The sequence below is a fragment of the Herbaspirillum sp. FG34 genome (assembly GCF_057809315.1).
Map to the genome: position 1 here is coordinate 128,582 of NZ_JBMDJS010000001.1, position 23,142 is coordinate 151,723.

At 64.1% G+C, this 23,142-nt stretch carries 24 protein-coding genes; 1 reads left to right on the forward strand and 23 read right to left on the reverse strand.

The genetic code is table 11. The annotated features are described in order from the left end of the window. Positions 1 to 17 precede the first annotated feature (17 nt). From ACODSZ_RS00580 to ACODSZ_RS00650, 15 genes are all read right to left on the reverse strand, one after another. Positions 18 to 251: a recombinase-like helix-turn-helix domain-containing protein gene (locus ACODSZ_RS00580; protein ID WP_034350517.1), complete on the reverse strand. Its 234-nt coding sequence runs from the start codon at positions 249 to 251 to the stop codon at positions 18 to 20. Then, positions 251 to 556 carry a hypothetical protein gene (locus ACODSZ_RS00585; protein ID WP_034350516.1) on the reverse strand — a complete coding sequence of 102 codons (306 nt, stop codon included), beginning with the start codon at positions 554 to 556 and terminating at the stop codon, positions 251 to 253. Before ACODSZ_RS00585 ends, ACODSZ_RS00580 begins: the two co-directional genes overlap by 1 nt. Positions 557 to 597: 41 nt before the next feature. Beyond that, positions 598 to 1,752 carry an FAD-dependent monooxygenase gene (locus ACODSZ_RS00590; protein WP_175343069.1) on the reverse strand — a complete coding sequence of 385 codons (1,155 nt, stop codon included), beginning with the start codon at positions 1,750 to 1,752 and terminating at the stop codon, positions 598 to 600. Positions 1,753 to 1,776: 24 nt separating this feature from the next. Beyond that, a complete protein-coding gene (locus tag ACODSZ_RS00595; protein WP_008327066.1) occupies positions 1,777 to 2,748 on the reverse strand; it encodes a VOC family protein in 972 nt (323 codons plus the stop codon). A gap of 19 nt (positions 2,749 to 2,767) precedes the next feature. Beyond that, positions 2,768 to 4,246 carry an aldehyde dehydrogenase gene (locus ACODSZ_RS00600; RefSeq protein ID WP_008327064.1) on the reverse strand — a complete coding sequence of 493 codons (1,479 nt, stop codon included), beginning with the start codon at positions 4,244 to 4,246 and terminating at the stop codon, positions 2,768 to 2,770. 22 nt (positions 4,247 to 4,268) lie between these two features. Further along, positions 4,269 to 5,069 (reverse strand): aspartate dehydrogenase, encoded by an 801-nt coding sequence (locus ACODSZ_RS00605; protein WP_488926819.1) that lies wholly within the window; start codon positions 5,067 to 5,069, stop codon positions 4,269 to 4,271. 10 nt (positions 5,070 to 5,079) lie between these two features. Next, the gene (locus tag ACODSZ_RS00610; protein ID WP_034350049.1) at positions 5,080 to 6,801 is read right to left on the reverse strand and encodes a thiamine pyrophosphate-binding protein; all 1,722 of its coding nucleotides are present in this window, start codon (positions 6,799 to 6,801) and stop codon (positions 5,080 to 5,082) included. Beyond that, positions 6,794 to 7,618 carry an SDR family oxidoreductase gene (locus tag ACODSZ_RS00615; RefSeq protein WP_175343071.1) on the reverse strand — a complete coding sequence of 275 codons (825 nt, stop codon included), beginning with the start codon at positions 7,616 to 7,618 and terminating at the stop codon, positions 6,794 to 6,796. The genes ACODSZ_RS00610 and ACODSZ_RS00615 overlap by 8 nt, the downstream gene beginning before the upstream one ends. A gap of 1 nt (position 7,619) precedes the next feature. Continuing rightward, the gene (locus ACODSZ_RS00620; protein ID WP_034350045.1) at positions 7,620 to 8,453 is read right to left on the reverse strand and encodes an IclR family transcriptional regulator; all 834 of its coding nucleotides are present in this window, start codon (positions 8,451 to 8,453) and stop codon (positions 7,620 to 7,622) included. Positions 8,454 to 8,458: 5 nt separating this feature from the next. Then, a complete protein-coding gene (locus ACODSZ_RS00625; RefSeq protein ID WP_488926820.1) occupies positions 8,459 to 9,346 on the reverse strand; it encodes an alpha/beta fold hydrolase in 888 nt (295 codons plus the stop codon). 17 nt (positions 9,347 to 9,363) lie between these two features. Continuing rightward, on the reverse strand, positions 9,364 to 9,900 hold the full coding sequence (locus tag ACODSZ_RS00630) for a cupin domain-containing protein (RefSeq protein WP_008327053.1): 537 nt from the start codon (positions 9,898 to 9,900) through the stop codon (positions 9,364 to 9,366). A 61-nt stretch (positions 9,901 to 9,961) separates the two neighbouring features. Then, positions 9,962 to 10,732 carry an SDR family oxidoreductase gene (locus ACODSZ_RS00635; RefSeq protein ID WP_488926821.1) on the reverse strand — a complete coding sequence of 257 codons (771 nt, stop codon included), beginning with the start codon at positions 10,730 to 10,732 and terminating at the stop codon, positions 9,962 to 9,964. Between the two features lie 40 nt (positions 10,733 to 10,772). Next, positions 10,773 to 11,633 (reverse strand): ABC transporter permease, encoded by an 861-nt coding sequence (locus ACODSZ_RS00640; protein ID WP_008327049.1) that lies wholly within the window; start codon positions 11,631 to 11,633, stop codon positions 10,773 to 10,775. Positions 11,634 to 11,635: 2 nt separating this feature from the next. Then, positions 11,636 to 12,631 carry an ABC transporter substrate-binding protein gene (locus tag ACODSZ_RS00645; protein WP_008327048.1) on the reverse strand — a complete coding sequence of 332 codons (996 nt, stop codon included), beginning with the start codon at positions 12,629 to 12,631 and terminating at the stop codon, positions 11,636 to 11,638. Positions 12,632 to 12,696: 65 nt separating this feature from the next. Further along, on the reverse strand, positions 12,697 to 13,482 hold the full coding sequence (locus ACODSZ_RS00650) for an ABC transporter ATP-binding protein (protein ID WP_008327047.1): 786 nt from the start codon (positions 13,480 to 13,482) through the stop codon (positions 12,697 to 12,699). 717 nt (positions 13,483 to 14,199) lie between these two features. Here ACODSZ_RS00650 and ACODSZ_RS00655 point away from each other — a divergent pair. Continuing rightward, positions 14,200 to 15,828, forward strand: coding sequence for a methyl-accepting chemotaxis protein (locus ACODSZ_RS00655; RefSeq protein WP_241821007.1), 1,629 nt, complete (start codon positions 14,200 to 14,202; stop codon positions 15,826 to 15,828). Between the two features lie 22 nt (positions 15,829 to 15,850). On the opposite strand, the gene ACODSZ_RS00660 is transcribed toward ACODSZ_RS00655, so the two are convergent. From ACODSZ_RS00660 to ACODSZ_RS00695, 8 genes are read right to left on the reverse strand one after another with little or no spacing between them, the layout of a single operon-like run. After that, on the reverse strand, positions 15,851 to 16,525 hold the full coding sequence (locus ACODSZ_RS00660) for an amino acid ABC transporter permease (RefSeq protein WP_175343076.1): 675 nt from the start codon (positions 16,523 to 16,525) through the stop codon (positions 15,851 to 15,853). 12 nt (positions 16,526 to 16,537) lie between these two features. Further along, positions 16,538 to 17,209: an amino acid ABC transporter permease gene (locus ACODSZ_RS00665; RefSeq protein WP_488926822.1), complete on the reverse strand. Its 672-nt coding sequence runs from the start codon at positions 17,207 to 17,209 to the stop codon at positions 16,538 to 16,540. A 3-nt stretch (positions 17,210 to 17,212) separates the two neighbouring features. Further along, positions 17,213 to 17,962 (reverse strand): amino acid ABC transporter ATP-binding protein, encoded by a 750-nt coding sequence (locus ACODSZ_RS00670; protein ID WP_008327042.1) that lies wholly within the window; start codon positions 17,960 to 17,962, stop codon positions 17,213 to 17,215. A gap of 60 nt (positions 17,963 to 18,022) precedes the next feature. Further along, a complete protein-coding gene (locus ACODSZ_RS00675; RefSeq protein ID WP_488926823.1) occupies positions 18,023 to 18,895 on the reverse strand; it encodes a transporter substrate-binding domain-containing protein in 873 nt (290 codons plus the stop codon). A 38-nt stretch (positions 18,896 to 18,933) separates the two neighbouring features. Then, positions 18,934 to 19,893, reverse strand: coding sequence for an N-carbamoyl-D-amino-acid hydrolase (locus tag ACODSZ_RS00680; protein WP_175343079.1), 960 nt, complete (start codon positions 19,891 to 19,893; stop codon positions 18,934 to 18,936). Next, entirely contained in the window at positions 19,890 to 21,362 is a 1,473-nt protein-coding gene (hydA, locus tag ACODSZ_RS00685) for a dihydropyrimidinase (RefSeq protein ID WP_488926824.1), read from the reverse strand. Before hydA ends, ACODSZ_RS00680 begins: the two co-directional genes overlap by 4 nt. A 15-nt stretch (positions 21,363 to 21,377) precedes the next feature. Next, positions 21,378 to 22,157 (reverse strand): SDR family oxidoreductase, encoded by a 780-nt coding sequence (locus tag ACODSZ_RS00690; RefSeq protein WP_488926825.1) that lies wholly within the window; start codon positions 22,155 to 22,157, stop codon positions 21,378 to 21,380. A gap of 10 nt (positions 22,158 to 22,167) precedes the next feature. Then, positions 22,168 to 23,109, reverse strand: a complete 942-nt coding sequence (locus tag ACODSZ_RS00695; protein ID WP_488926826.1) for a dihydrodipicolinate synthase family protein — start codon at positions 23,107 to 23,109, stop codon at positions 22,168 to 22,170. Positions 23,110 to 23,142: the final 33 nt, after the last annotated feature.

Sequence of the window (23,142 nt, forward strand, 5' to 3'; positions counted from 1 at the left end):
GCGATGGACGATGGTCCTCAGGCGGCCAGGCGGGCGATCTCTTCCTGGTAGTTGGCTTCGGTCCAGATACCGGCGTTGTAGGGGCAGCTCGGGCCGGTACGATTGAGATGCGCCACCAGCGCACTCAATTCATGGATACCGGCGGCGTAGGCGCGCTCGATGGAGTCGCCCAGCAGGTCCTCGAACTGGGTCGGCGGGCGGCGGCGCGCCTGGTGCGGGTTGAGATAGATATCGGTAACAGTTGCAACCATCATTGGCCTCCATTTCTGACGCGCTCGCGGATGCGTTCGCGCACGGGAACAAAATCGTAAGTGGGATAGCACTCGGTACGGAACACGCCCCAGGCCGAGCGCTCAAGTTCGACATTGACTTGCGGCAGCAGCGCCGGTGGCAGCGCCAGCGTGACGATCTGGCCCAGGCCCATGGCCACGGTCCAGGACACCACGCGGGTCCCTTCAACGGGAAAACGCTCCCACCAGTCCACCTGTTTCATGTGCGCCTGGATCTGCTCGAGATTCATGGACTGGTCATGCTTGAGGACGATGGTCAGCAGCATGGTGTCGGCGGAGGTTTCCGGATTCACTGGCGCTCCTTGTTTCATGCAGTGACGACTTCAGCTTGTGGCTGCAGCGGCACCTGCCAGGCATCGTAGCCATACACCCAGTCGGCATTGCCGCCTTCACGCAGCCAGTTGTTGCCACGTGATCCGATCTGGATGGTCGAGGCGCGCTCCATGCGCAGTTGCGCGTAGCGATGCAAGGCGGCAGGCACGTCGTCCAGCGCAGCGACGCTGGCCAGGCAACGCGCCAGCACCACCGCGTCTTCGATGGCCATGCCAGCCCCCTGTGCCATGAAGGGCATCATGGGATGGCAGGCATCGCCCAGCAGAACCATATTGCCCTTGGCCCAGGCCGGCAGCGGATCGCGTTCGTAGAGGGCGGTCTTGAGCACCTCATCGCAGGCGTCCAGCAGGGCTGTGGCATCCGGATGGAAGCCCGCATAGCTGTCGCGCAGTTCCTGCACGTTGCCCGGCGTGGTCCACGATTCCAGATGCCAGCTTTCCTGAGCGGTGGTGGCAAAGATGAAGATGTCCTGGCCGCGATTCAACGGGAAGGTGACGATCTGGCTTTCCGGATTCGGTCCCCACCATTTGGTAAAGGCCTGCAGGTTGGGCACAGCGGCCACCTTCGCTGCCGGGATCACGGCGCGGAAAGCCACCACCCCGGTGAAGCGCGGACTTTCCGCGCCGAACATGGCAGTGCGTACGGCGGAGTGAATGCCGTCGCCGCCGATGAGGACATCGACACGATCCTCGCTGCCATCGGTGAAGTGCAGGACAATGCCATCGCCCTCCTCCCGGATCGTTTCAGCACGCTTGGCAAAGCGCACCTGCTCCAGCGGGAACACGTCGGCCAACGCGGCCAGCAGATCGGCACGATGGATGGTCAACTGCGGCGCACCGTATTTCTGTTCGGCGGTATCGCCCATGGCCAGGCGCGAGGTTTCCTCGCCGGTATTCCAGGTGCGGCTGATGCGATGGGTGGGACGCGCGGCGGTCCGGCGCACGGCCTCGCCGATGCCCAGGCCATCCAGTGCGCGCACTGCATTGGGGGTCAGGTTGATGTCTGCGCCCACGCGCAGGAATTGGCGCGACTGTTCATACACCACTACCTCATGTCCGGCGCGCTGCAGGGCGATGGCTGCCGTGAGGCCGCCAATGCCGGCACCGAGGATTCCGATCTTGAAGGACATCTGGATTTCCTTTCGTGAAATGTCTTACTTGCCGGCCGGCGCGCGGTCGGTCAGAAATTTGCCGCTCGGCCCCTGGGCGTTTTTCTGGCGCCGGGTGTTGCCGTCGATGCCGCCATCGATGGCCCATTCGGCAAACACGGTCGGGCCGGGTTCGAAGTCGCGCGGCTCCCAGTGCGCATCGAGCTGGTCTTCGTCGGCGTAATACTCGATGAGGCCACCGGCCGGATTCTTGAAGTACCAGAAATAGGCCGAGGAAATCGGATGGCGGCCCGGCCCCAGTTGCGTATCCCAGCCCTGACGCGACATGTGCATGCCGCCACCGAAGACCTCGTGGATATCGCGCACGGTAAAAGCGACGTGATTGAGTCCGGCGCGCGCTTCGGGCGGTTGCAGCAGGAAGATGTCGTGATGGCCGCCGACGTCGGCGCAACGCAGGAAGGCGCCGCGTTCCGGATAGCGGTCGGAAGGGACGAAGCCGAAATGCTCGCAATAGAATTTTTCACAAGCCTTCACATCCTTGACGAAGAACACCACGTGCCCCACTTCGATGGGCGCAGCGCGCTCGTAGATGGGGCTGCGCTGGTTGATGCGATTCTTCTCGTTCCAGGTGTTCATACGGGCGCATTGCACCTCCACCTCACGCTTGACCGAGACCTGGAAGCGCACCGCCAGTCCGTTGGGATCGGTGCAGCCCACGCGCTGACCATCGTTGACGAAGCCAGGCAGACCACTGATACGACTGGCGAACTTGTCCAGCACCGCCGCCGAAGAGACGCCCCAGACCACTTCGCGCAGGGTCGGACCGGCTTCGATGGCCGGGGGCAGGCTGGGGTCGGCGCTGTCGCGCACGATGACACGGCAGCCGTTGTGCGATTCAAAGACCAGCCCGGCGGCACTCTCCTCTACCAGCGCCATGCCCCAGTCGAGGAAGAACCGGCGGCAGGTCGGCAGGTCGTCTGCGCCGTAGATGATTTCATCGATACCCAATACGTCCATGTGACTCTCCAATCCGTGTTCAGCCGGCCCAGGGCAGCGGCTGTTCGTTCAGGCCCCAGTACATGGCCTTCTGCTCCATGTACTGCAGGATGCCCAATCGCCCCTTCTCGCGTCCCAGGCCGCTGTCACGCCAGCCGCCGAAGGGAGTCGAGATCGAGAACTGCTTGTAGGTGTTGATCCAGACATTGCCGGCTTGTACCGCACGGCCCACGCGCCAGGCGCGCTTGTAGTCGCGCGTCCAGATACCGGCGGCCAGGGCGTAGACGCTGTCATTGGCCTGCCGGATCAGATCCTCTTCATCGTCGAAGGGCATGGCGACCAGCACCGGACCGAAGATTTCTTCCTGGCAGATGCGCTGATCATTGCGCAGTCCCTCGATGATGGTTGGCGTATAGAAGTAGCCACGCTCGAAGGCTGCGCCCTTGGGGCGCACGCCACCAGTGCGGATGCGGCCGCCGTCGGTGACGCCCATGTCGACGTAGCGCTCGATGCCCTCGCGATGACGGGCGGTGATCAGCGGTCCCATCTGGGTGCGTTCGTCGGCCGGATCGCCCACCCGCAGGGCGGCCGCACCGGCGGCCAGGCGCTCCATGAAGGCTTCATGCAAGGAGCGCGCCACGAACAGGCGTGAACCGGCGATGCAGGATTCACCGGAGCTGCTGAAGATGCCGTAGAGCACACCGGCGACGGCATGATCGATATCGGCATCCTCGAACACCATGGTCGGCGACTTGCCGCCCAGTTCCAGCGATACCGGCATCATCTTGTCGGCGGCAATGTGGGCGATGTGTTTGCCGGTCGTGGTGCCGCCGGTGAAGGAGACGCGCTTGACCAGGGGATGCAGGGTGATGGCATCACCGATGACCGAGCCCTTGCCCGGCAGTACGCTGATGAGGCCCGCAGGTACGCCGGCCTCGATGCACAGACGCGCCAGCGCCAGCGCGGCCAGCGGCGTGACTTCCGCAGGCTTGACCACCACCGCGTTGCCGGCCGCCAGCGCCGGTGCCATCTTCTGTGCCTCGCTGGCAATGGGCGAATTCCACGGCGTGATGGCGGCCACCACTCCCATGGGCTCATGCACGCTCATGGTGAGATTGTCGCCGCGCATGGGGGTGAGCGTTTCTTCCAGGGTCTCGCAGGCAGCGGCAAAGAACTGGAAGGTGGCAGCGGCACTGGCTACCAGATTGCGCGTCTCGCTGATGGGCTTGCCGTTGTCCAGGCGCTGCAGTTGCGCCAGCGCCTCACCGTTCTCGCGGATCAGTTGCGCCACGCGATAGAGCACGGCAGCGCGTTCATGCGCTTTCTTCTGCGCCCAGCCGCTGGTACGAAACGCCCGGTCAGCACCGCTGATGGCTTCCTCCACGTCGGCTACGCTGGCTGCGTGCAGGCTCGCCACGGCTTCGCCGGTGGCCGGATAGAGCGTGGCATACCGATCCCCGCCCCCCAGGCGCCATTGACCGGCGATGCAGATGGGCTGGATATCGTTCAGATTCAACATGGTTCTTTTCTCCTGCCCCGGTTCAGATCGAGAGCGCATGGGCACGATTGCCCAGGGCGCGCACGACGCTGTAGACGGTCAGCGCCGATGTCTTGGGATTGGCCGCCAGCGGCTTGCCGCGCATGGTCAGCTCAAAGCCGCCAAAGGCACCGCTGGCCTCCACGTGGTGGATGTTCTCGCTCACGCCGGGGTCGGCGTAGAGCCGTACCCGGGTCTGGTCCAGGCCCAGCCCGGCCAGCGACAGCGTGGCCGCGACATTGGCATTCTTGGGATACAGGCGCGCGGCCTCGCGGGCACTGCCTTCAAAGATCACGGTCGCTTCCTGCAAGGCATCCAGATCGAAGGCCGTCTCCGCCGGCGTGTCTTTCCAGGCGCGCGGTGGCTTGCGTCCGGTGTAGACCACCGCGTCCAGACCGCCGACCTTGGCCGCCGCCAGGGCATCGATGGCACCGATTGCACCAGAGAGCAGTTGCACTTGGGTGCGGCCGGCACGGGCAGCGGCTTCCAGCTTGTCGACCAGGCCGGGCTCGGACAGGGCACCGATGGAAACCACCATGCAGGGGATACCGCGCTCCAGCGCCGGGATGATGTGTTCGCCGATGGCCTGGTGGCCCGCGCATTCGATGAGCAGGTCGGGACGTTCCTCCCCCAGGCGCGAGGCCACCCGCGCCGAAGGGGCCAGCGTGGAGACGGCGCTGCGGGCGTGGTCCATGTGGGCCTCGGGCACCACCACCATGTCGAAGGCGACCTCGGGATCGCTTTTGAGGATTTCCATGACGCCCACTCCAATGGCGCCGCATCCGATCATCGATACGTGCAACATGCCGTTCTCCTTATGCCGTGGCCGCAGTGGCCGCAGCGGCAACCACGGCAGCAGCGGCGGCAGCGGCCTTTTCCTTCTCGTTGACCGGAGGTCCGGCAAAGGCAGTCTTGAAACTGCCGATGGCCAGCATGTCGATCTCCAGCAGGAAGGGGCCCGGTGCAGACGAGGCCTCCTTCAGTGCAGCCGCCACCTCGCCCAGGTTGCCCACGCGCTGGTGCCGCAGCTTGAGCGCCGAAGACAGCTGGGCATAATCGGGCGTGTGCAGATCGACGTAGTGGCGGCGACCACCGTATTGCGCATCCTGAATGTTCTTGATGACGCCGTAACCCTTGTCATTCATCAGCACGATCACCATGTCGGCCTGTTCCTGCACCGCCGTGGCCAGCTCACCCAGATTGAGGATGAAGCCGCCGTCACCGGCCAGGGTGAAGGTCTTCTTGCCCGACCGCGTGACCGCCGCGCCGATGGCCGCACCGATGCCCATGGCCAGACCCTGACCAATGCCGCCACCCAGGGCGTGCACGCCGGCGCGCGGATCGAAGATGCGCAGATAGCGATTGCCCCAGGTACTGTTGGAGACGGTCACGTCACGCACCCAGTTGAATTGACGACCGGCGCTCTGCTGCAACTGCTCCACCAGGGCACTGTAGGGGCCGAGCCCATCGACCAGTCCATGCACGGCCATCTCGCGCGCCTTGCCCAGATCGCCCATGAAGGCCGGATCGACCTTCAGCGCCGCCAGACGGTCCGCCAGCCCGGCCAGCACCAGCGCCGAATCTCCGCAGACGAAGTAGTCGCTGGTATAGCAGCGGCCTTCGGCCGCCGGGTCAGCATCGACCCGGTACAGCGGGCGCGGCAGCTTGAGTTCATATTTGAGGGTTTCATTGCCGCGCAGGCGCGAACCGACCACGAGCATGGCATCGCAGCTCTGGTAGAACTGCTCCACCGGCTTGTGCAGGTTGAATGCGCCCAGCGAGCGTGGGTCATCCTCGGGCACGATGCCGCGCCCTTGGGTACTGGTCACCACGCCAAAGCCCAGATCCAGCAGGCGCTGTACTTGTGCACCGGCATGGCGGGCACCGCCGCCCAGCCACAGCAGTGGACGCTTGGCCTTCATCAGACGCTCGGCCAGTTCATCCAGCGCGCGCGCCGACGGTACGCTCTGCGGAATAGCCAGCGGTTGCAGGTTGATCGGCATGGGGATCATGGCCGCCTGGATGTCGATGGGAATCTCCACCGAGACCGGGCCCATGGGCGGCGTCAGCGCCGTCTGCACGGCCAGTTTGATGGTACTGATGGCAGTCTCGACGCTGCGGATGCGGAAGGCCGCCTTGGAGATGGCCTTGAGCATGCTCAACTGGTCCGGTGCTTCATGGATGTAGGCCAGGCTCTGGTCCAGATAGGGTGTTTCGATCTGGCCGGTCAGGTGCAGCAGGGGCGTACCGGCGGTGAGTGCCTCGACCATGGCACCGGCGGCGTTGCCGGCGGCGGTGCCGGTAGAGGTCAGGCAAACGCCCAGGCCAGCGGTGGTACGGGCGTAGGCATCGGCCATGTTGGCGCCGCCGGCTTCGCCGCGCGCCGGAATGAATCGGATCTTGCCGCGCTCGCCGAAGGCATCGAGGATGGGCATGTTGTGGATCGAGATCACACCGAAGGCAGCCTTCACGCCGCACTGCTCGAGGAAAGCCGCAATGGCGCAGCCGACGGTGACTTGGGGTTGGGTATTAGGCATGGCGGGAAAGTCCTCCTGAAACATCGATATGGCTGCCTGTGGTGTACGAGGAAAGCGGCGTGGCGAGGAACACGATCGCCTGCGCGGCTTCCCGGGGAAGGCCGAGACGGCCGAGTTGGATCTGTTTTCTGGCGGCCAGCGCAGCGGTCCATTGGGCCCAGCTCTGATCCTGCTGCTCCGGGCCACGGGCAGCGTAGCGGCGGCGCCATTGGCCCGACTCCACCAGGCCGATGAGGATGCCGTTGACGCGTACGCGTGCGGCTTCGCCGCCGGCCAGTTCGGTGGCCAGCGAACGCACCAGGTTGTGTACTCCGGCGCGGGCCGCCGAGGTCGCCACCATGTGCGGCTCGGGTTGCGTGGCCAGCAGCGAGTTGACGCAGACGATGGCGGCATCGCCATCTCGCGCACTCATGGCCTGCAACTGCGGCAAGAAAGCGCGGGTGGGGTAGATCACCGAAAAGAATTTCAGACGCAGCTCTTCGCTCCAGGCCTCATCGGCCGTGTCGGCAAAGGTCGAGACGCGTCCCTGTCCGGCGTTGTTGACCAGCATGGAGACCGGGCCCAGCGTGCTTTCCACCGAGGCTGCAAAGGCTTGCACCTGCTCCTGCGCCAGCACGTCACAGGGCGCGCTGTAGAGTCGGGCTTGGGGATAGCGTTCACGCAGCGCGGCCTCAGCCTGCTTCAGGCGCTCGCCATCGCGGCCGCAGAAGGCCACCGCCGCACCGGCTTCCAGCAAGAGTTCCACGGTGGCCAGGCCGATGCCGGAGGAACCACCGGTCACCACGGCCACCCTGCCCTGAAGAGAAGTCATGGGCATCTCAGCCTCGCCACATGTTGACGACCTTGGCGCCACGCTCGGGCGCATGGTCCAGCAGGCGCGAGAGTTCGGCGGCGGTCTCGCGGACCCGGGCCACGATCACGTCCAGCTGGCTGGCGTCGATGTGTGGTGAGGGAATGGTCGCACCCAGCGCCGCCACCACATTGCCGGAATGATCGCGCACCGGGGCGGCGACGGTGGAAATGCTGGTTTCGAAGAAGCCTTCCTGCAAGACGAAGCCGCGCTCCTTGTCGGCCTGCACCATGTCGAACAGCTCGACCACGGTCTTGGGCGTGTTGCTGGAGAAGACTTCCAGGTGTTCTTCCGGATACAGAGTGCGCAGTTGCGGCAGGGTCAGGTCTTCCAGCAGCACGCGGCCCAGCACGGTGGCATGCGCGGGCAGGCGGGTACCGACGTTGACGTGGCTGGTGAAGGCGGTCTGGGTGACCGACTTGGCGACGTAGACGATGGAACGGCCATCGCGCACCACCAGGTTGCAGGAGTAGCCGATCTCGTCGCGCAGGCGCTCCAGCAGCGGGCGGCCGATCTCGGTCAGCTCCAGCGAGGCCAGATATTCAAAGCCCAGGCGCAGTACCGACATGCCCAGACGATAGTCACGCCCGCCATCGGCGCGCTCGACGAAGCCCATGCGTTCCAGCGTGGCCAAGAGACGGAACACGGTGGAGCGCGGAATGTCCAGGCGGCGCGCCAGCTCGGGAGCGGAGAGGGTCTTGTCCTGGCGGCTGAATTCGCACAGCAGGCGCAGGCCACGTTCCAGGCCGGGGACGGAGTACTTGTCTTGCGACTCTTCTTCTGGCATCACTGGTTTGTTCATGATGATTATCTGTTCTGGTTGGTTGAGGTGAACTGCGCGCGCACCAGCGCGGCAAAGGACGACGGCTGCTCGATATAGCAGGCATGGCCGGCGCCGTCCACCAATTGAAAGGGAAGTTCAAACTGCCGGGCCAGCCCTTCACTGGCCTGCGGGGTGGTGACGATATCTTCTGCACCGCAGGCCACCGACACCCCCCGTCGTGGCGCTGCCTGCAGATAAGTCGCGATATCATCACCGCACAACAAGAGCACCGCCTGGGTATAGCCCTGCGCATCGAGCCGCTGCATGTTCCAGCGTACCCAGGCGTGCTGTTCTTCACTGGCCTGTGCCGACAGCAGGCGCGTGCGCTGCGAGGCCAGACCAGCCACACCCAGCCGCTGCAAGGCGTCCAGGCGCTCCCGGCGCACCTGCGCAGACCGTTCTTGCTGACCGGCCGCGCCATAGCCCTGGGCCGGGTCGGCCAGCAGGGTGCAGCGTGCCCGACCATCACCGTGGGCCAGGTAGGCGGCCGCCATCAAGGCCCCCAGCGAGTGACCGACCAGCACGCACTGCGTGATCTCCAGCGCCGCCAGCATCTGCTGCAGACGCCGGGCATAATCGTCCGCCTTGGGCACGGCCATCGGCAGTGGCGTGGAGCTGCCATAGCCGGGCGCATTCCAAGCGATCACGCGGGCATCGGCGGCCAGCGCCAACGCCGTATTGAGCCAGGAGGCCGCGCCGGAGCTGATGCCATGCAGCAGGACCACGACCCGCTCGTTGTCGCTGCGCCCGCCGACGCGATAGCTGACCTGCCCGCCTGGCACGGCAACGTGCTGCTCGGGAAAATGACGGGCCAGCAGTGCCAGCCAGGCATGCAGGCTGTCATCCGATCCGGCGGGCAACGTGGCGTTCATGGTCGGTCTCTCTGTCTTCAGCGCTTGATCGAGGCCAGTGGATGCTCGGGCGGATAGGTCGGCGTGATGGGCTTCTTGGCGCCCAGCATCACGCACATCAGGGCATCCTCGTCACCGATGTTGATTTCCTCGCGATACACCCCTGGCGGCACCGACACCACGTCGCGGTCGGTGAGGATGGTTTCGAAACGTTCGCCATCCTTCTCAAGTACCAGCTTGAGTTTGCCGCGCAGGACAAAGAACACTTCCTCGACATCGATGTGCAGATGCGAGGGACCTTCGTGGCCGGCCGGGATGATCATGGTCGAGAAGGTGAAGTGTTCGGATGGAATCACGTTGGCATCTTGCGCCACCCCGGTTCCGCCTGTACCGATGTAGCGCATCTGGGCGCGGCGATACTTGGGGTCGTAGTCGGCCTGGAACTTCAGCGCATTCCAGTCGTACGTGCGGGTCGACAGGCGCGCCACGCGCGACTCCATCCAGTCGGCAAAGCTGGCGCCGGCCGGGCGGTCCCAGCTGCGGCCCATGTTTTCCTGTTCGGACATATCGGTCATGCTTTTCTCCTTGAATTGGTTCTGAATTGATCCGGGTCCAGCACCTGCCCTGCAGGCAGCTTCAGTGCATCACGAATCCGCCATTGACGGCCATTACCTGGCCGGTAAAGAAACGCGCCAGATCCGACAGGGCGAACACCACGGCACCGCACACATCCTCCGGCAACTGATCTCGTTGCAGGGCGCGGCCATCGAGGTAATGTTGATGACGCGCCTGCGGCACGTACTCGGTCGCCTCCACCAGGGTCAGGCCGGGTGCCACGGCATTGACCGTGATATTGTCGCCGCCCAGTTCGCGCGCCAGCGAGCGGGTCATGCCGATGACCGCACTCTTGCTGGCGACATAGGCCAGCAGATTGGGCGCGCCCCACAATGGCGTGTCCGAAGAAAGATTGACGATGGCGCCACGCCCCGAGGCGCGCAAGGCCGGCAGGCAGGCATTGGTCATGAGCCAGGTACCGCGCACGTTGACGTCCATGACGCGGTCCCACATCTCCAGCGCCAGTTGCTCGCTGCTCCTGCCACCGGAATTGGTGATGGCGGCGTTGTTGACCAGCCCGTCAAGTCCCCCCAGCCATGCGATGGCGGCCTGCGCAGAGGATTGCACCGATGACGGATCCGCCAGGTCCAGCGTGAAACCCTCGACGGCCAGACCGCGTTGCTGCAACGTGCAGACCGCAGCCGCCAGGGTGTCCTGCAGGATATCGGCCATGGCCACCCTGGCCCCGGCGGCGGCAAGGGCTTCGACGAACGCCAGGCCGAGGCCGCGTGCCGCGCCAGTGACCAGAATGCGTCGTCCTGCCAAAAGAGTCGCCGTGCTTGCTGCTGACATGTTCATGCTCCTGTGTCCTGTCGGGAAATCGCCATCAAGCTCAGACGGTGCTGGTATGGACCTTGGGCAGGTAGTGCAGCACCTTGCGTTCGGCCCAGACCACCGCGCCGTAGGTGACTACGCCGATCAGGGTCAGGGCGACGATGGAGACGAAGACGGCGGCGGTGTTGCCCTGCCCTTCGCCATCCACCAGCAGATAGCCCAGACCCTGGTTGCCACCGACCAGCTCGCCCACGGTCACGCCGATCACCGACAGCGTGGAGGCGATACGCAGCCCCGAGAACAGTGCCGGCAGTGCCGAGCGAAACTCCACCAGATGGAAAATCTGCCAGCGCCCGGCGTTGAGCGTACGCACCAGGTTGACCATATCGGGGTCGACGGTACGGATGGCCGAGAGCACGTTGATCATGATGGGGAAGAACACGATCAATACCGCCACGATGATCTTGGGATAGATGGTGTAGCCCAGCCACATCACGAACAGCGGCGCAAAAGCGACCTTGGGCGCGATCTGCAGTGCCAGGATGTAGGGCGAGAGCATGGCTTCGGCACGCGGCGAGAGGCCCAGCGCCACACCGACGGCCAAGCCGAGCAAGGCCCCGAAGAGGAAACCGAACACCACCTCCATGGCAGTCACACCGAAGTGCTGCAGCAGTTGTGCGTTGTTCCACATCACCACGCCCTCACGCACGACCTGCATGAAATTGGGCAGGATGTATTCGGGCAGGCCGAGCATGCCGGGCCCCCATTGCCAGGCGGCGATGAAGAGCACCAGCAGCACCAGGCTGCCACATACGGTACGTGCCTTCTCACTGAACAGCGGACGACGCGGCTGGGTCGCGGGTACAGCGGATGGCTCGGAACTGGACATGGTCAGGTCTTTGGCTGTCGTGGTGTTCATGATTACTTGGCCACTCCCACGAACTGGTTGGTGAAGAGTTCATTGAGCGGCGTGGCTTTGCTCACGATGCCTTCGCTGACGTAGAACTTCTGCACCGCATCCATGCGCGCCGGGTCGATCTGGCCCAGGGTCTTCTGGTTGGCATAGACGTATTTGTCGTACATCTCGAAGGTGGCCTGGATGCTGGCTTCCTTGCCCTTGTAGCTGGGCAGCGCGGCGACATAGTCATCGGCAGCCGCCTTGGGGTCTTTCATGATGTCCTGCATGCCGCGCAGGGTGGCGCGCACCAGCCGCTTCAACAGTTCGGGGTTCTTCTTGATGGTGTCATCCGAGGCCAGGATGGCCTGCGCCATGCTCTTGAAACCGCCGTTGTCCAGCAGCTCCAGCTTGGCGCCGGCATCGGTCGCATTGACCACCCAGTCGGGCACCCCGGCAAAGCCCTGCGACTTGCCCGAGGTGTAGAGCTGCCACACGCCGGCGGGACCGGCGGCCTGGATCTGCACATCGGTCTTGGACAGTCCGGCAGTCTTGAGGCTACCGAGGAAGGCGTAATAGGTGGTGTCGGTATAGGACATGACGGTCACTGTCTTGCCCTTCAGATCCTTCAGGGTCTTGATGCCATCGGCCGGATTGGCCGCCACCATGGTGACGGAACCTGCCCCCAGCACGGCAATGGCCTTCACCGGAATGCCGTTGGCACGTACCACGATGGGCGTATCCCCGATGGCACCGCCGATGACGGCATTGCCGGCACCGATCTGCTTGGCCACGTCAACGCCGCCCTTGGCGACGATGAAACTGACCTTGAGATTTTCGTCGGCGTAATAGCCCTTGTGCTGGGCCAGCACCCAAGGGGCGAAGGCTGGTGAATTGGGGGGCGCGGGCAGCAGGTAGGTCACTTCTTCCGGGGCCGCGTGGGCCACTGCCGGAACGACGGTCACGCCGACGGCGGCAACCAGGGCAAGTGCACTGGCGGCGGATGCAAACAGGTTCTTCATGTTTCTGGCTCTCCCTTGAGGTCTCTCTGTTGACGGGTGAAAACGGGTGAAGATGCAGCGTGAAATCAGTGGAGCTCGGCGGTCTCTTTGCCCACCTTGAGCAGTTCCATCAGGCGTCCTTGCAACGGACCGATCTCGGGCAGCTTGCGACGCTCCAGCGGGTTGTCGCGGAACGGCAGGTTGACTTCGATTTCCTCGACGATGGTGCCGGGACGTTCGCTCATGACCAGCAGACGGTCCGACAGGGCGATGGCTTCCACCAGGTCGTGGGTGATGAAGAGCGCGGTCTTCTTCTTTTCGTAGAGCATCTTGGCCAGGTCCTGCTGCAGCACCATCTTGGTCTGCGCATCCAGGGCAGAGAAAGGCTCATCGAGCAACAGCACCTGCGGATCCACCGCCAGCGTCCGGGCCAGCGCGGCGCGCTGGCGCATGCCACCGGAGAGCTGGTACGGGTAATGCTCCTCGAAGCCCTTGAGGTGGCACTTGGCCAGCAGTTCATCGGCGATGCGACGGCGTTCGGCCTCGCGCATGCCATCGATCTCCAGGCCGAGGGTGACGTTGGCGCGGATATTGCGCCAGGGCATGAGCAAATCCTTCTGCAGCATGAAGGCCACCTTGCGGACCGGCTTGGTCACCTTCTCGCCACCGACGAAGACCTCGCCCTCGCTGGGCAGGTACAGGCCGGCCCCCATGTTGAGCAGCGTGCTCTTGCCACAGCCCGAGGGACCGATGATGGAGACCACCTCGCCACTTTTGATGGACAGATTGACATTGGTGACGGCCGCCCGTGCTTGTGCCGTCTGGCGATCGACAAAACGCTTGCCGACCTTGCGGAATTCGATTTCGATCATGTTGCCTCTGCTCTTTGCCCTGGCACGCGATTGCGCCCCAGCTAGTCTTCCCGGCTGCCGCCTCTGATGGACGGGTGTCTCCTGCCGGGCGCGGAAACGTTCCATATATGAAACAACAATTTATATATGGGAGATATTCAACGCCAATATAGCAGATATCTCGGCGCGGAATAACTTATTTTGTTCCATATATAAACTGATGGTTTATATAAAAACCGTTTCAGAGCAAAAAGCAAATTGCATACCAGGCTCGAAAGCCCCGTCTGACCGGGTTTATGTCAGGCAGGACAAACTTCGTCGCCCCAAAATCTCCCGTCGCCACCAAAGTACGGTGCAGCTTTGCACTGCGTTGGCGCCTGTCGCGGCTACGCGACGCTGGGCATTACGCCGGGCTTCCCCGTGCTTGTCGTGGAAATGCCATGAGAAAGCAACTGAATCGATATCACGGAAAAATAATCACAACTTGACGGATCTTTTCTGGATGAGTCAACTCAATAACGTTACAAGATCCGTGCATATCGTCATAAAGCAGGCAATTAGTTGCACAACCTGCATGCAATTAAACGAACATGGCATATAGGCCGCGTAAAAATGTGTAATTGCATCATTTATATACGGGAATTTCATTCACCCTGTACATGGCGGCCACAGCCATGGCAGGTCTGAGGGGGTCTTGCAACCTGATCGGAAGCAAATTACATCTAGAGGGGCTTTTCCATGAACAAATTGAAAGTATCCACCCGCCTGGCCTTGGGCTTTGCCAGCGTTGTCGTCTTGCTGGTCGTCATTTCTCTCGTCGGCGTGTGGGGCATGTCCACGGTCAAGGGCAACCTGTCCGACATCATCGTCAACAACCAGCAGGGTTCGATGGTGGACCAGATGAACACCAGCGTGCGCGTCCGTGCTCTGGCCATCCGCAACATTGCGCTGTTCCAGGATCCGGCGCTGATCAAGCGCGAGATCGATCGCATCAAGGTGCAGGAAAAGTCCTACCAGGAGGCGCGCACCAAGCTCGCCAAGCTCTTTGAACAGCCGGGGACGACGCCAAAGGAACATGAACTCTTTGATCGGATCGCGCAGAACGCCGCCGAGACCGAGCCACTGCTGGCCCAGGCCGTGGCGCTGGCCCAGGACAACAAGACGGCGGAAGTGACCAGCCTGCTGGTCCAGAAGATCCGCCCGGTCCAGGCCAAATGGCTGGACAACCTGGATGAACTGGGCAGTTTCGAAGACAAGCTCAACGCCCAGGCGGCTGCCGACTCTGACGTCACTTACAGTGGCATCCTGACCACCACCTGGACGCTGGTGGCCGTTGCGGTACTGCTGGCCTTGGGCGCAGCCTTCCTGATCGTGCGCAGCGTGCTGCGCCAGCTCGGTGGCGAACCGGCACATGCCCAGGAACTGGCGGCCCAGATCGCCCAGGGCAACCTGGCCGTGACTATCCCGCTGGCCAAGGGTGACCACAGCAGCCTGATGGCCTCGCTGGAGAACATGCGCGCCCAGCTGACCAGCATCGTCGATGGCATCAAGCGTTCGGCCGAGTCGATTTCCACCGCCGCCGGCCAGATCGCGGTAGGCAACCTGGATCTGTCGCGCCGTACCGAAGAGCAGGCGGCGTCGCTGGAAGAAACTGCGTCGAGCATGGAAGAGATCACCTCCACCGTGGAGCAGAACACCCAGAACGCCGGCCAGGGCAACCAGCTGGCGCGCTCTGCCTCACTGCATGCGCAAAAGGGCGGCGAGGTGGTGGAACGTGTGGTCGATACCATGAAGGATATTTCCGACAGCGCCAACAAGATCACCGAGATCATTTCGACCGTGGAAGGTATCGCTTTCCAGACCAATATCCTGGCACTCAACGCCGCCGTGGAAGCCGCTCGTGCCGGCGAACAGGGCCGCGGCTTCGCAGTGGTGGCGACCGAGGTGCGTTCGCTGGCCCAGCGCAGTGCCTCGGCGGCCAAGGAAATCCGGGGCTTGATCGAGTCGTCGGTACAGCACGTGGGAGCAGGCCAGAAACTGGTCGACGAGGCCGGCCAGACCATGAGCCAGGTGGTGCAGTCGATCCAGCAGGTCAATGACCTGATGAGCGAAATCACGGCGGCGTCCAGCGAACAGAGCTCGGGCATCAGCCAGATCAACATCGCCATCTCGCAGATGGATGAAGTGACGCAGCAGAACGCAGCGCTGGTGGAAGAATCGGCCAGCGCGGCGCAATCCATGGCGCAACAGGCCGACAGCCTGCGACAGGCCGTGTCGGTATTTCGTATCGAGCCGCCAGCGCTGGCGCCGCTTGTTTCTCGTGAACCCGGCTTTGGCAGCACGACTGCCCTGCTGAGCCCGGCCTGAAGTCGCGCCGCCGGCCGCCTCCTCAATGCAGGGCGCGGCCGCGGTGCTCCAGCCACGACAGCCAGCGCACCAGCGGCAGCAACAGCGCCAGGTAAAGCAAGGCCGCCAGCACGATGGGCGAAGGATTGTAGACCAGCGACTGGGCATCGCGCGCCACGCGCAGCAGTTCGGGCAGCGCCACCACGCTGGCAATGGTGGTGAGCTTGATGACTTCGATGCCATTTCCCACCAGGTCCGGCAAGGCGTTGCGCACCGCCTGGGGAACCACCACATACGCCAGCGCCTGGGCGCGCGAGAGACCAGTGGAGCGCGCCGCTTCCATCTGTCCGCCGGGAACGCTCTCGATGCCGGCGCGCAGCACCTCGGCGAAGTAACTGGAATTGTTGAGCATGAAGCCCAGCGCCACCGCCAGCAGCTTGGGCAGTTCCAGCCCCAGGAACGGCGCGCCGAAATAGATCAGGATCAGCAGCACCAGCGGCGGGAAGGAACGGAAAAAGTCCACATATACCGCCACGGCAATGCGCACCGTGCGCGAACGGCTCTGGGTCGCCAGCAAGGCCAGCAGCAAACCCGAGATCACACCAATCGGAATGACCAGCAGCGACAGCCACACCGTGGTCCACAAGCCTCCCAGCAGGAAGGGCAGGACCTGGCGGTACACCTCCAGGTTGAAGAAATTCTGCAGCAAGGCATCCATGATGGCCCTCTCCTATCGTTTCCAGCGCCAGCGCGTTTCCAGCCAGCGCGCCAACAAGACCACCGGAATGAAGATCAGCAGGTAGGCTGCCGCTCCCAGCATCAGCGGGGTCGGATTGCCGGCATTGCTGCTGGCGGCCTGGGCCGTGTTGAGAATTTCGGACAAGGCCACCACCGAGCCCAGCGCCGTATTCTTGGTGATCGAGATGACGCGGTTGGTCAGCGGCGGCACGGCCATGCGCAAGGCCTGCGGCAGGATCACGGCGGCCATGGTCTGCCCCCAGGACAGCCCGGTCGAGCGGGCCGCCTCGCTCTGCCCGCGCGGCAAGGAAGCGATGCCGGCCCAGATGCTCTCTTCGGCATAGGCGGCCAATACAAGCGTCAGCGCCAGCCAGGTCGCGGTGAAGGACGACATGGCCAGGTCGATATACGGAAACGCAAAGAAGAGCACGATGATCAGGATCAGCGGCGGCAAGGCCCGCATCACATCGGCAAAGGCCACCACCAGCCACACCAGGCCGCGCTTGCCGGTAGCGCGCAGCACCGCCAGCAGCAGGCCCAGCAGCAGGCCGGAGACGATCACGACCAGGCTCAGCAGCACGGTCACGCCCATGCCGCGCAGGATGTCGGGCCAGTAGCGGGCGGCGATCTCGGCGTTGAAGAAGGTGAAGAGGAATTGCTCCATGGTTCAGCCGTGCTGTGCAAAGCGCGCCACGAAGGCCTTGGTGCGGGCTTGCTGCGGATCGCCGAAGATCTGCTCGGGCGGTCCTTCCTCGACGATCACGCCACCGTCCATGAAGACCACGCGATCGGCCGCCGCGCGGGCAAAGGCCATTTCGTGCGTGACCACCAGCATGGTCATGCCGGCTTCGCGCAGTTGACGCATCACCTGCAACACGCTGCCGACCAGTTCGGGATCGAGCGCGCTGGTCGGTTCATCGAACAGCATCACCTTGGGTTCCAGTGCGATGCCGCGGGCGATGCCCACGCGCTGCTGCTGGCCGCCGGAAAGCTGGCCGGGGAAGGCTGATGCCTTCTCCAGCATCCCCACCTGCTCCAGGGCCCGCCGCGCGCGCCGCTCGGCCTCGGCCTGGGAATGCTTCTGCACCTTCTTCAGGGCCAGCATCACGTTGCCCAGCACGCTCATGTGTGGATAGAGGTTGAACTGCTGGAACACCATGCCGACCTTCTGGCGGATCGCATTGAGGTCGGCGCGGGCGTGCATGATGTCCACGCCGTCCACCACGATCTGGCCGGCGCTGGGTTCTTCGAGCCGGTTGCAGCAACGCAGCATGGTGCTCTTGCCCGAACCGGACGGGCCGATCACGCAGATCAACTGGCCCGGCCGCACGCGCAGGTCGATCCCGCGCAGGACCGTATTGCCCTCATAGGACTTGTGCAGGCCGACGATTTCAAGGATGGGTGCGGCAAGGTTCATGGCGGCATCAGTCTCGGTTCGTTCAGGCGATTCGGGCAATCCGGGCGCGGTGCTGCGGGCTCACTTGCACTTGAGCGTCACGGGCGTCGGGTCGTAGCCATCCAGGCCCGGCACGCCCTGCCCCACGCCGACCTTGACCACGGTGGCATCTGGCGCCGGGCTATAGCCGAACCACTTCTGCGCGATCTTGCCCAGCGTGCCGTCTTGCTTCATGCACTTGAGCGCCATGCCGGCGGCGTCGCGGCCGGCCTTGTCATCCAGGCGGAAGGCCAGTGCCCACACCAGGCCGGTCTTGACGGTGTAGGAGGTCTGCACGGCCGGATTCTGCTTGGCGGCCCAGGCGGCCACGGTGCTGCCGGCGAGGTTGGCATCGGCACGGCCGGATTGCACGGCCTGCACCGCATCGGCGTTGTTGCCATAGACGTCGTACTTGAAGCCGTACTTGGGTGCGTTGTCGCGTGCCCACAGCTCATAGGCCGAGCCCTTGTTGACCGAGATGGTCTTGCCCTTCAGGTCGTCCAGCGCATTGATGGGGGCGGCGCCCTTCTTGATGACGAAGGTGTAGTCGGTATCCAGATAACCTTCGGTGAAGAGCATGGACTTGGCGCGCTCGGGGGTGGCCGTCACGGGCGCCAGCACGAAGTCATATTTCTTGGCATTGAGCCCCGGTACCAGGCCGGAAAACTCGGTGCCTTCGATCTCGATCTTGCGGCCCAGGCGGCGCGCCAGTTCTTCGCCCAGGTCGATGTTGAAGCCTTGCAGGCCACCGCCCAGCTTGACCATGGCATGCGGCGCAAAGGTGGCATCCACACCGGTACGCAGCGGACCACTCTGCGCCATCGCGCCGGCCGACAACAGCGCACTGGCAGAAAGTACGGCCAGCAGGGAACACTTCAGGGAAGACTTGGAAGGCAGGGCCAGGAACGGGAACATCGCAACACTCCTCGATTGGGTGGAAGGTGGACAGTGATTCAGGTAGACAGCTCGGACGGCGACAACGGCTCGCCGGCCCCGGTGCGCTCGACGATGAGGCGGTAATGTTCCGGACGGCGATGCTTGGCGAAGTTGAAGACATGCTGCAGAAATGTTTCACCCAGTTGCAGATCGCAACTGGCGAAGATCACCTCATCCTCTTCACCCTGCGCCTGCGCCACGATCTCGCCGGAGGGCGCGACGATGGCCGAGCCGCCGATCATGTGGAAGCCATCCTCGAACCCGCACTTGGCAGCGGCGGCCACCCACAATCCGTTCTGGTAGGCATTGGCCTGCAGCGACAGCAGGTGGTGGAACATGCGCAGGTGCGGCGGCTCGTTCCAGTGGATGTTCCAGGACGGCGTGTTGTAGCCCAGCGCGACGATGCGTGCACTCTGCAGGCTCATGACCCGATACGTCTCGGGCCAGCGGCGGTCATTGCACAGACACTGGCCGATGCGGGTACCCAGCATGTCGGTGACACCGAAGCCATCGTTGCCGACTTCGAAGTACTTCTTTTCCAGATGCTGGAAAGGCGCATCGGGCTTGTGGTCGCTGTGTCCGGGCAGGTGGATCTTGCGATAGCGCGCCACGATCCTGGCCTGGTCATCCACCAGGATGGCGGTGTTGTAGTGATGGCCATCGGGTGTAAGTTCACCATAGCCCAGGTAGAAGCCGATCCCCAGCTGCGCAGCCAGATCAAACAGCGGCCGGGTCTGCGGGCCGGGCATCTCGGACTCGAAGAAACGGGCATCGATCTCGGCCTGGTCTTCCATCCAGTAGCGCGGGAAGAAGGTGGTCAGTGCCAGTTCGGGAAACACCACCATCTTCGCGCCACGGGCGGCGGCCTCGCGCATCATCTCCAGCAGGCGGCGCACTACCGTGGTCCGGTCCTCGGCCAGTTGCACCGGTCCCATCTGGGCCACGGCCAGGCCGAAGCGATTGTGCTTGTTGCTCATTGCGATTCCCATGCCTTTCCCTTGAGGCCGAGCAGACCCGGCAGATGGCTGCGTGTCGGCCGCTGCGCAATGCTGGCCGGCTCCGGACACTGGCGCGCGATGTAGCGGCCCGAGCCGCGCGCCACTTTCAGTTCACCCGCGCTGACCACCACGCGGCCACGGCTGATGACCACTTCCGGCCAGCCCTTGATCTGCCGTCCTTCGTAGGGCGTATAGCCCACGTTGTCGTGCAGGAGAGCGGCAGTGATGGTGGTCTCGCGCTCCGGGTTCCAGATCACCAGGTCGGCGTCGAGTCCCTCGGCGATGTTGCCCTTGCAGTGCGACACCCCATACATGTGGGCGTGATTGGTGGCGGTGAGGCGTACGAATTCGTGAATGTCGATGCGGCCCTTCTGCACGCCCTCGGAAAACAGCAGCGGCAGGCGCAGCTCGATCCCCGGCACGCCATTGGCCATTTCCTTGAAGGTGGTGTCCTCGCCGCGCGGCAACTTGCCGCTTTCATCAAAACGATAAGGCGCATGGTCCGAGGAATACATGCCCAGCGTGCCATCCTTGAGACCGGCCCAGACCGCCTCCTGCGCATTGGCGTCGCGCGGCGGCGGGCTACAGCAATACTTGGCGCCCTCCACGCCGGGCAGGTCGATATCCTCGGCCGTGAGGAACAGGTATTGCGGGCAGCTCTCGGCGTAGATCTGCGCGCCCAGCAGCCGGGCGTTGCGGATGGTCTGCACGGTCTCGGCACCAGCCACGTGCACGATCAGGACCGGCACGCCGATCAGGCGAGACAGGGCGATAGCACGATGACTGGCTTCGGCCTCGGCCAGCGGATCGTGGGCCACCGCGTGGAACTTGGGAGCCGTATGCCCCTGGTCCAGCAGGCGCGAGGCGAGCCAGCGGATCATGTCGTGGTTCTCGGCATGGATCATCACCAGCGCCCCTTCGCGGCCGGCCAGCGCCATCACGTCCAGCAGCTGGTAATCGTCCAGCTTGAGTGCGTTGTAGGTCATGTAGACCTTCAGCGAAGTGATGCCATCGCGGATGGCCTGCGGCAAATCGTGCTGCAGGGCCTGCTCGTCGGGATCGGCCAGGATCAGGTGGAAACCATAGTCGATCACCGCCTTCTCGCGGGCACGTTGCGCATAATCGGCGATCACGTCGGGGATGCGATTGCCGCGATGCTGGGCCGCAAAGGGAATGATGGTGGTGGTGCCGCCGAAAGCGGCCGAGACCGTGCCTGAATAGAAATCATCGGCACACATCATGCCCATGCCGGAGAGCTGTTCGATGTGGCAATGGCTATCGATGCCACCGGGCAGGACCCAGCGGCCTGCGGCATCAATGTCGTCGCGGCCGGGCGGCAGGTCCGCCGCGATGCGCACGATCACGCCATCCTTGACGCCGATATCGGCCAGGAAGGTCTCGCGATCAGTACTGATGCGGCCATTGCGGATGGTCAGGTCGAAGTCCATGCGGTGGTCTCAGGGTCAGAAGGTTCCGGGATAGGCGCCGCCATCCATGAGCAGGTTTTGTCCGGTGACAAAACCGGCCTGGGCGCTGCACAGCCAGGCGCAGGCATCGCCGAATTCGGCCGGCTGGCCGAAGCGGCCGGCCGGGTTGGCGGCACGGCGCGCAGCCAATACTTCCTCAGCCGTCTTGCCGGTGCCACGGGCGCTGGCTGCCGCCGTGGTGAGAAGGCGCTCGGTCTCGAAGGGACCGGGCAAGAGATTGTTGATCGTCACATTGTGGGCCACGGTCTTTCTCGCCAGACCGGCAACGAATCCGGTCAGGCCGGAACGCGCGCCATTGGACAGGCCAAGGATGTCGATGGGTGCCTTCACCGCCCCGGAAGTGATGTTGACGATGCGGCCGAAGCCTCGCTTCATCATCCCATCCACGGTGGCCTTGATCAGTTCGATGGGGGTCAGCATGTTGGCGTCGATGGCGGCGAGCCAGTCTTCGCGCGACCACTCGCGGAAGTCGCCCGGCTTGGGGCCACCTGCATTGGTCACCAGGATGTCCGGCGCGGGACAGGCGGCCAGCGCCAGGGCACGGCCCTCGGGGGTGGTGATGTCACCGGCCACGGTGATGACGGTGGCGCCGGTGGCGTCCCGCACCTGCTGCGCCGCTGCCTCAAGCACCTCGGCACCCCGTGCGGTCATGGTCACGGCCACACCCTCGCGCGCCAGCGAGATGGCGCAGGCCAGTCCCAGGCCTTTGCTGGAAGCGCAGACCAGTGCGCGTCGTCCGGCGATTCCCAGATTCATCGGCGGCTCCTCAGCGGATCACCAGCGCGCCGCGCTGATCCAGGTCCAGGCCCACGCGGGCGATCACGGCTTCCAGTTCGCGCTCGGTCTCGGGATCGATACGCATGCCGGGCGAGCGGATGGCGTCGCTGCTGATGACACCGCGCTTGCGATAGACGTACTTGCGCAACGAGAGCCCGATCTTGGGCTGGAATTCATAGCGGATCAGCGGGCAGTACTTGTCGAAAGTGGCCGCCGCACCGGCCAGGTCACCGGCCGCGAACTGGTCATAGATGCGCACCAGGATCTCCGGGAAGGCAAACCCGGTCATGGTGCCGACCGCACCGCGCTGCAACTCTTCCAGGAAATACACACCGCCCAGGCCACCGAAGATGCGCATCGATTCCCCGGCCAGGTCGCGGATGCGGCTGATCTTCTGGCCTACCGGCGGCTCTTCCATCTTGATGAAGTTGACGCCGCCTTCGCGTCCCAGGCGGGCGATCACCTCGGCCTTGATCTCGGTGCCGAAGGAATCGGGGAAATCGTGGATCACCACGGGGATAGAGAGGGCCGCCGCCAGCGACTTGTAGTAGTCGAACTGCACCGCATCGGAGGCCATGTCCAGCGGCGCCGCGAAGACGGCCGCCGCCCCCGCCTCGGCCGCCTCGGTCGCTTGCTCGATGGCACCGGCCAGGCCCAGTGCGCGCACACCGACCCACACCGGCACCCGTCCGGCAGCACACTTGACGAACGTGGACGTCACCGCGCGGCGCTCGGCGTTGGAGAGCTTGTGGGCTTCGCCCAGGAAACCGAGGATGGCCAGGCCGGACACGCCGGCTGCGATCTGGAATTCGACCAGGCTGGCGATGCTGCCCAGGTCGAGTGCGCCATCGGCGTGGAACGGGGTGGGGCAGATGGTATAGACACCGCGCGCAGTGGCCAGCGCGGAAGCAGGGGCAAGAGAAGAAGACATGCGCGACGTTCCATGAAGAAAGTGTGGAGCGGC